This is a genomic window from Aeromonas sp. QDB56, from assembly GCF_027705505.1.
Taxonomy (GTDB): Bacteria; Pseudomonadota; Gammaproteobacteria; order Enterobacterales; family Aeromonadaceae; genus Aeromonas; species Aeromonas caviae.
Window position 1 is genome coordinate 1 of record NZ_JAPDBZ010000176.1, and the last position, 6,708, is coordinate 6,708.

Genomic DNA, 6,708 nt, shown 5'->3' on the forward strand with positions numbered 1-6,708 from the left:
ACTACCTGAAGCAACACCGCTTATATACCCGCACACTTGGAATTATTTGAGTCTCTAAAAATGAGGGGATCTCTGAGATGGTAGACAGCTGCCAGCCAAGAGCGGGATCCTGTCGCCCGCAAGGGGGGAGGGGAGAGTCTGCCGCGCCTCTTGCCGTTTATATGGCGCCTTTGTCCAAGGTTCGAGTGCCGAGCGCGGGCCGATAAGGTATAATGCGGCACTATTTTTATGGCATCCCCGTGAGCGTGATGAAAGAATTTTTTGCAACCTGCCCCAAGGGGCTGGAAAACCTGCTGGCCGTCGAGCTGACCAATCTGGGTGCGGAGCAGGTCCGTGAGACCGTGGCCGGCGTCCACTTCAAGGGCGAACTGGCCATCGGCTACAAGGCCTGTCTGTGGAGCCGCTTTGCCTCCCGTATCGTGCTGGTGCTCTCCGAGTTCCAGATGAACGACGATCTGGACCTCTACCTCGGGGCTCATACCATTCCCTGGGAGGAGCACTTCTCCGGTACCGCCACCATCGCGGTGGACTTTACCGGTACCAACGCCTCCATTCGCAATACCCAGTACGGCGCCCTGAAGATCAAGGACGCCATCGTCGATCGCTTCACCAAGCGCGGCCACGTGCGCCCGGATGTGGACAAGAAGTCTCCGGACATTCGCATCATGGCGCACCTTGGCAAAGGCAAGGCCAATATCACGCTGGACTTGTCAGGCCCGGCGCTGCACCAGCGCTTCTATCGCCAGGGCACCGGCGAGGCGCCCCTCAAAGAGAACCTGGCTGCGGCCATGATTGCCCGCAGCGGCTGGGCTGGCGAGCCCATGATGGACCCCATGTGCGGCTCCGGTACCCTGCTGATTGAAGCGGCCTTCATCGCTGCCGACATGGCGCCTGCGCTGCGCCGTGAGCGCTTCGGTTTCGATCGCTGGCTGCAACACGATGGTGAACTGTGGCAGAGTCTGATGATGGAAGCCCAGGTGCGTGCCAAGCGCGGCATGCAGCGCTGCGAGGTGAAACTGTTCGGTTGCGATGCGGATACCCGGGTCCTGATGAAGGCCCGTGACAACGCCAAGGCCGCCGGCGTGGCCCATCTCATTACCTTCAAGCAGGCCGATGTCACCAAGCTGGAAAATCCGCTGCCGATGCCGGCTGTGGAAGGAGAGAGCCGTCAGGTCGGCATGCTCATCTCCAACCCGCCCTATGGCGAGCGTCTCGGTGAATTCCCGGCGTTGCTGGAAGTGCATCAGGCCCTTGGCGATGCCCTGCGCCGCGGCTTCCAGGGGTGGAAGGTCACCATTCTCTCCGCCTCTCCCGAACTCCTGAGCTGCCTGCGCTTGCGTGCCGACAAGCAGTATCGCCTGTTCAACGGCGCCCTCGAGTGCCAGCTGCGCAACTATCAGATCGCCCTCGATGCCGTCGCTTCCCAGAAAGAGGTGGCCCAGGACTTTGCCAACCGTCTGCGCAAGAATCTGAAGACCCTCGAGAAATGGGCGAGCAAGGAGAACCTCGATTGCTACCGCCTCTATGACGCGGACTTGCCGGAGTACAACGCTGCCATCGACCGCTATCAGGATTATCTGGTGGTACAGGAGTACGCGGCGCCCAAGGACATTCCCGCCCAGAAGACCCGCCAGCGTCTGCTGGACATGGTGCAGGCCGCCATCAAGGTGACCGGCATGGACGGCGAGAAGGTGATCCTGAAGGTGCGCGAGCGCCAGGAAGGCAAACAGCAGTACCAGAAGCTCTCCGAAGAGCAGCACCGGATGGAGGTTCAGGAGTACGGTGCACGCCTCTGGGTCAACCTCTACGACTATCTGGACACCGGCCTCTTCCTCGACCATCGCCAGACCCGCCGCATGCTGGGCCAGATGGCTCGGGGCAAGCGCTTCCTGAACCTCTTCGCCTACACCGGCAGTGCCACCGTGCACGCGGGGCTCGGCGGCGCCCGCGAAACCACCACGGTGGACATGTCGCGCACCTACCTCAACTGGGCCCAGGACAACATGCGCCTCAACTCGCTGGTGGGCCGCGAGCACAAGTTCGTGCAGGCGGACTGCCTGAAGTGGCTCTCCGAGGCGGACGAACAGTACGACCTCATCTTCATCGATCCGCCCACCTTCTCCAACTCCAAGCGGATGGACGAGAGCTTCGACGTGCAGCGGGATCACCTGCTGTTGATGCAGCACCTCAAGCGCCTGCTCGCGGCGGACGGCACCCTGGTCTTCTCCAACAACAAGCGCCACTTCAAGATGGACTTGGCCGGCCTTGACGCCATCGGTCTCAAGGCGCAGAACATCACGAACAAGACCCGGCCCAAGGACTTCGAGCGCAACCAGCATATCCACAACTGCTGGATCATCACCCACGCCGAGGCACAAGGCTGATGCTGACCCTGTTTCACACCGACGGCTGCCACCTGTGCGAACAGGCGTGGACGCTGGTGGAACAGGCCGGGATGGCCGCGCAGACCCGCCGTTGCGACATCCTGGAGGAGGAGGCCTGGCTCGAGGCTTACCGGGTGCGCATCCCGGTGCTGCAAGACAGTGCCGGCCGGGAGCTGGGCTGGCCTTTTACCCTGGGGGAGCTGCAAGGCTGGCTGGTACAGGGGTGAGCAGGATTTGACGACAAAACGGGGGCAGACTCACGCTGCCGCCCGTTTTTTCATAAGCAACAAGGAACAAACATGGCTCTTTTGACATTGCACGGCGCGTCCCTGTCGTTCAGTGATTTTCCGCTGCTCGACCATGCCGAGCTCACCATAGAGCGGGGCGAGCGCCTCTGTCTGGTGGGTCGCAACGGGGCGGGCAAGTCTACCCTGATGAAGGTGATTGCCAGCGAACTGCCGCTGGACGACGGCCGTCTGGTGTTGCAACAAGATTTGAAAGTGACCCGCCTCGAGCAGGATCCGCCCGCCTCGAGCGAGATCACCGTGTTCGATTACGCCGCAGAAGGGCTGGCCGGGGTAGGGGAGCTGCTCAAGCAGTACCACCATGTCTCCCACGCCCTGGCGCACGACCCTTCCGATGCCAACATTCGCACCATGAGCCAGTTGCAGGAGCAGCTCGACTATCAGAACGGCTGGCAGTACGAGACCCGCATCAATCAGGTGCTGACCCTGCTTGATCTCGACCCTGATGTGACGCTCGACAGTCTGTCTGGCGGCTGGCTGCGCAAGGTGGCTCTGGCCCGCGCCCTGGCGTGTGACCCGGATCTGTTGCTGCTGGACGAGCCGACCAACCACCTGGACATCGATGCCATCAACTGGCTGGAAGAGTTCCTCAAGGACTTTCGCGGCGCCATCGTCTTCATCTCCCACGACCGGGAGTTCATCCACAAGCTGGCGACCCGGATCATCGATCTCGATCGCGGCGTGCTCACCTCCTGGCCCGGCAACTACGACGAATATCTGCAAGGCAAGGAGGAGTGGCTGCGGGTCGAGGAGCTGAAAAACGCCGAGTTCGACCGCAAGCTGGCCCAGGAAGAGGTATGGGTGCGCCAGGGGATCAAGGCGCGTCGTACCCGCAACGAGGGACGGGTGCGGGCCCTCAAGGCGATGCGCATGGAGCGCACCCAGCGCCGGGAACTGCAGGGCAAGGCCAAGCTGCAACTGGACGAGGCGGGCCGCTCCGGCAAGCTGGTGTTCGAGACCGAGGGGCTGGGGCTGGACTTTGGTGATCGCACCCTGTTCCAGGGACTGGATCTGCAGGTGCTGCGCGGGGACAAGATTGCTCTGGTGGGCCCCAACGGCTGCGGCAAGTCGACCCTGATCAAGCTGCTGATGGGTCAGCTCGAGGCGAGCCGTGGCTCGGTGCGCCAGGGGACCAACCTGGAAGTGGCCTACTTCGATCAATATCGTGAGCAGCTCGACCCCGAGAAGACGGTGGTGGACAACGTGGGGGAGGGCAAGCAGGAGGTAATGGTTCGCGGCCGCTCCCGCCACATCCTCGGCTACCTGCAGGACTTCCTGTTCGAGCCCAAGCGGGCGCGCACCCCGGTCAAGGCCTTGTCAGGGGGCGAGAAAAACCGTCTACTGTTGGCCAAACTCTTCCTCAAGCCCAGTAACTTGTTGATTCTGGATGAACCAACCAACGACCTGGATGTCGAAACGCTGGAATTGCTGGAAGAGCTGCTCACCGATTACCCGGGCACCCTGCTGCTGGTCAGCCACGATCGCCGTTTCATCGACAATACCGTGACCGGCTGCTGGCTGTTTGAAGGGGATGGACGGATCAGCGATTATGTCGGGGGCTACGCCGACATGATGGCCACACGAGCCCTGCAGGCCGCCCAACAGACGGCCAAGGCGACCCAGAACAAGGTGGCAGAGCCTGTCGCGTCGGCAGCGGAGCCTGCGAAAAAAACACGAAAACTCTCTTACAAGTTGCAACTGGAGCTGGATAATCTGCCAGCCCGGCTGGAACAGTTGGAAATGGAACTCGATGCCCTGCAGGCCGAGATTAACCACCCCGGTTTCTTCTCTCTGCCAGCAGAGCAGACCCAGCCCAAACTGGATGCATTGAATGCGGCAGAGGCCGCATTGGAACACGCCTTCTCCCGTTGGGAGGAGTTGGAAGCGTTGAAACATCAAGACTAAGGAAGTAGATGAAAAAGCAATTATCCATGCTGGCCATCCTGGTCGGCGCCAGCCTCAACGCGCAGGCGGCACAAAGCTCCTTTTTCACCATCGTCGATGACGAAGTCAAAGGCTATGCCAGCGGGATCAGCGGCGATGCCAACGGCCTCATCGGGCTCAACACCAAGAACAACATGGCGGAATACTTCTCCACCGTGCGGTTTGCCGACTTCCTGGTCGATCGTTTCCGTTTCGAGCAGGGTTGCATGCTCTCCAACTCGGTCTGCAACTCCTTCTGGAGCGACAACTCGGGCTTTGCCTACCAGTGGCGTCGCGACTTCCTGGACAAGGTGGATCAACGCAGCAACCTGGGCTACGTGACCAGCTCCGAGGTCGATGGCCTGGTGACGGCCCTCGGGGATGTCCCGGAGGATCGGGTCGGTTACAAGATGAATGGCAAGCTGCGCACCGCCTTTGCCGTGGTCAATGACGGCAACCCGGTCGAGCTCAAGGATGCGGCCAGCACCCACGGCCTGAGCGTACCCACCTCCATCAAGAAGCTGGACAACGGTCAGTATCTGGTGACCGGTACCGCGGCCAGCGACAAGTATCGCCACAAGGTGGGCGGTGACTTCTACAAGTGGTGTTTCGAGACGGGCAATGACAGCCAGTACGGTGACTTCCGCTACTGCCCCGGGGTCGATACCCAGGCGAGCTTCTGGCTGCTCAACAGCTCGGGCGGGTTCAACAAGCTGATGCAGGCCGGTACCTATGGCCATCAGCGTGACGAGGTGCTGCAAACCGCCTCTGCACTGGGCGTGGCCAAGTACAACGGCACCCTCTACGGCGTGGGCTACAGCTCCACCGGCGAGGTGGGCACCGGTGATCTGGATGGTCGCAACCTCGCCAGCTACTGGACCCTGGATACGGCTGCCGGCACCGTGGGCACCACCAAGATCATCCCGCTGCCGGATGGCGAGCCTGGCAAGGACGATGCCAAGCTGCAACACAGCTGGGCCGTGGCCGTCAACGACAACGGCTACGTGATCGGCAACCAGCGCTATCGCATCAACAAGGGACAGAACCGCCCGGTGGAGATGTTCCTGTTCAACCTGAGCAAGCCGGGTACGGCGGCCAGCCTTCCTCTCCAGGACAAGCCGGTCTCGGGGGCAGGCTCGGAAGCGGCCGCCATCAACGAGCACAACATGGTGGTCGGCTGGCGCGACTCCCGCCATCAGACCCAACCGGTGGTCAATGGTACCAACCGCATGCAGGAAGCCTTCCTGCTGAACGCGGCCGCCCCGGCCAACAGCTGGTATCTGAACGATCTCATCTGTGGCAAGGATGACGCCGGCAACAAGCAGTGTGCCCAGAACGGCAAGTACTATCACATCGCTTACGCCAGCGGCATCAGCAGCGACGGCACCATTGCCGCGACGGCGTATCGCTATGACAGCGAGAGCGACCTCAACAAACGCGCCAACGCCACCGTGGTCGCCGTCAAACTGACGCCGGCCGTGGCGGATTATCAGGGCAATGCCCCGGCCAGCTATGTGGTCAGCAATGCGCCGGTCAACAACCAGACCGGTCAGGATGGTGGCGAGGGCGGTGGCGGCAGCCTGTTCTGGTTGACTCTGCTGGCGCTGCCCTTTGCCTGGCTGCGTCGCTATCAGCGATAAATAAGTGTCATCAAAAATTAATGCAGTTCAGTATCTTGTGTCACAACCCCTGAATAGCATGGAATTTTTTGTTTGACCCTGCCTCCCCCCTGGGGTAAAGATGAAGGCGACCGGTGAAAAACTGGTCGCTTTTTTTGTTCCACGAAGAGGGTCGTAGATGATGAAAAGACAGAAACGGGACCGTCTGGAGAGAGCTCGCGCTCGTGGTTATCAGGCTGGCGTAGTCGGCAAACAGAAAGAAGCGTGTCCGTACCAGTGCCTGGATGCAAGGGGCCATTGGCTTGGTGGTTGGCGCGATGCCATGGAAGGGCGAGGCTCAGGCCTCTTCATGAAGTAACCGATACTTCATCACTCATTACAAAAGGAAAGGGGCCATCGTGGCTAATGCCAGTCAGTTAAGCCTGACTGGCATTGTTTTTACTAGGTTTTCTCGTCGCATACTTCTGTGGTTTGGCT

Annotated in this window: 5 protein-coding genes; all 5 read left to right on the forward strand. The window is 60.9% G+C overall.

The annotated features are described in order from the left end of the window. The first annotated feature begins 212 nt into the window (after positions 1-212). Positions 213-2,384 (forward strand): bifunctional 23S rRNA (guanine(2069)-N(7))-methyltransferase RlmK/23S rRNA (guanine(2445)-N(2))-methyltransferase RlmL, encoded by a 2,172-nt coding sequence (gene rlmKL / locus OKB81_RS18600; RefSeq protein WP_052814621.1) that lies wholly within the window; start codon positions 213-215, stop codon positions 2,382-2,384. Continuing rightward, the gene (locus OKB81_RS18605; protein WP_102948506.1) at positions 2,384-2,611 is read left to right on the forward strand and encodes a glutaredoxin family protein; all 228 of its coding nucleotides are present in this window, start codon (positions 2,384-2,386) and stop codon (positions 2,609-2,611) included. Before rlmKL ends, OKB81_RS18605 begins: the two co-directional genes overlap by 1 nt. A gap of 72 nt (positions 2,612-2,683) precedes the next feature. Beyond that, positions 2,684-4,594 carry an ATP-binding cassette ATPase Uup gene (gene uup, locus OKB81_RS18610; RefSeq protein WP_270665178.1) on the forward strand — a complete coding sequence of 637 codons (1,911 nt, stop codon included), beginning with the start codon at positions 2,684-2,686 and terminating at the stop codon, positions 4,592-4,594. Between the two features lie 8 nt (positions 4,595-4,602). Next, positions 4,603-6,252, forward strand: coding sequence for a DUF3466 family protein (locus OKB81_RS18615; protein WP_010674760.1), 1,650 nt, complete (start codon positions 4,603-4,605; stop codon positions 6,250-6,252). Between the two features lie 157 nt (positions 6,253-6,409). Further along, positions 6,410-6,589, forward strand: a complete 180-nt coding sequence (gene rmf, locus OKB81_RS18620; protein ID WP_005315693.1) for a ribosome modulation factor — start codon at positions 6,410-6,412, stop codon at positions 6,587-6,589. Positions 6,590-6,708 lie beyond the last annotated feature (119 nt).

Bases quoted from the DNA above. Each gene is read 5' to 3' on its own strand.
- OKB81_RS18615 (WP_010674760.1), top strand. From the start codon at position 4,603: ATGAAAAAGCAATTATCCATGCTGGCCATCCTGGTCGGCGCCAGCCTC.
- OKB81_RS18605 (WP_102948506.1), top strand. From the start codon at position 2,384: ATGCTGACCCTGTTTCACACCGACGGCTGCCACCTGTGCGAACAGGCG.
- rlmKL (WP_052814621.1), top strand. From the start codon at position 213: ATGCGGCACTATTTTTATGGCATCCCCGTGAGCGTGATGAAAGAATTT.
- uup (WP_270665178.1), top strand. From the start codon at position 2,684: ATGGCTCTTTTGACATTGCACGGCGCGTCCCTGTCGTTCAGTGATTTT.
- rmf (WP_005315693.1), top strand. From the start codon at position 6,410: ATGATGAAAAGACAGAAACGGGACCGTCTGGAGAGAGCTCGCGCTCGT.